1 protein-coding gene is annotated in these 1,748 nt (G+C 75.1%); it reads left to right on the forward strand.

Annotated features, from left to right (window positions below):
- The coding region (locus FDZ70_10095) for a transketolase (protein ID TLM67831.1) at window positions 1-1,486 on the forward strand (1,486 nt) is incomplete at its 5' end.
- Between the last annotated feature and the right edge of the window lie 262 nt (window positions 1,487-1,748).

Genomic DNA, 1,748 nt, shown 5'->3' on the forward strand with positions numbered 1-1,748 from the left:
GACCGGCGGCGCGTGGCGGACGTTCGTGGCGATGAGCGACGGCGAGCAGATGAAAGGCCAGGTCGGCGAGGCGAGGCGGCTCGCGGCCAAGGAGCGGCTGACGTCGCTCACCGTGCTCGTGGACCTCAACGGCATCCAGATCTCCGGCCGCACCTCCGACGTCATGCCCGTGCGCGTGGCCGACGACTTCGCGGCGGACGGCTGGCGCGTGATCGAGGTGCCCGACGGCCACGACGTCGCCGCGCTCCACGCGGCGGTCCGCGAGGCGCACTCGGACGAGTCCGCGCCTGCGGCGATCGTCGCGTACACCGTCATCGGCAAGGGTGTGTCGTTCATGGAGGGCGAGGCCGAGTTCCACGGGCGGGGGCCGAAGCCTGCGGAGTACGTCGCCGCGATGGGCGAGCTCGGCCTCGACCCCGAGGCGCTCGGGGCCGCTCGCGAGCGGCGCTCGCGGCCGTGCACGGTGACGCACGCGGACGTCCGGGCGCCTCGGGCCGCCTGCACCCCCGGTGCGCCGCGCACGTACACACGCGACAAGGACACCGACTGCCGGGGCGCGTGGGGCGCCGCGCTCGCGGACCTGGCCGCCGGGAACCCGGACACGCCCATGGCCGTGCTCGACTGCGATCTGGCCGTCTCGGTGAAGACGGACGGGTTCGCCTCGGCGCGCCCGGGCGGCTTCGTGCAGTGCGGCGTGGGCGAGCACAACGCCGCAGGCGTCGCGTCGGCGCTCTCGATCGCCGGCGTGCTGACGTTCCACTCCGACTTCGGCGTGTTCGGGATCGACGAGGTCTACAACCAGCTGCGCCTGGCCGACATCAACGGCGCGTCGCTGAAGCTCGCGCTGACGCACTGCGGCCTCGACGTCGGCGAGGACGGCCGCACGCACCAGTGCCTCGACCACGTGTCGGCGTTCCGCAACCTGTACGGCTGGCGGGTCGTCGTGCCCGCGGACCCGAACCAGGCCGACCGCGTGGTGCGGTGGGCCGCCGGTGAGCCGGGGTGCATCGCGATCGCGATGGGGCGCAGCAAGGTACCCGTGGTGCTCGACGCGCACGGTGCGCCGCTGTTCGCCGGGGACGCGCCGTTCCGCTACGGCGAGGTCGCGTGGGCGCGCGAGGGCGTCGACGCGTGCGTGCTCGCGCTCGGGCAGGCGGCCGGCGCCGCGTGCGACGCGGCCGACGCGCTCGCGGACGCGGGCCTCTCGGTCGCCGTGGGCGCGGTCTCGTGTCCGCTCGCGCTCGACGACGCGGCGATGGAGCGGGCCGTCGCGCCGCCGCTGCTCGTGACCGTGGAGGACCACAACGTCCGCAGCGGGCTGGGCCTCTCGGTCGCCGAATGGGTCGCCGAACACGGTTGCGCGACGCGGCTCGTGCGGCTCGGCGTCGAGAGGTACTCCGGCTCCGCACCTGCATCCGAGCTGCTCGCCGCGGCCGGGCTGGATGCCGACGGCATCGCGCGTGCGGTGGCTGCCGGCCTCGCGTGAGCGGTGGGCTAGGCGGAGTCGTCCTCCAGCGCTGCGAGCACGCGCCCATCCGCGATCTCCCCTGCGCGCAGCGCCGGCTCGACGCCGCGGCGCCGCAGGAGCGTGACGGCGGCCGCGATCGCGTCGGGCACCGCCGCCTCGACCGGGGCGCTCAGCTCGAGCGTGCCGATCTCCATCCGCTCGACCTGGACGCCGACGAAGTCCGCCTCGGGCATCCGGCCGGTCAGCGCGGCGGTCTGCAGCACGTCGACGAGGCGCATGT

Source organism: Actinomycetota bacterium (assembly GCA_005774595.1).
GTDB lineage: Bacteria > Actinomycetota > Coriobacteriia > Anaerosomatales > D1FN1-002 > D1FN1-002.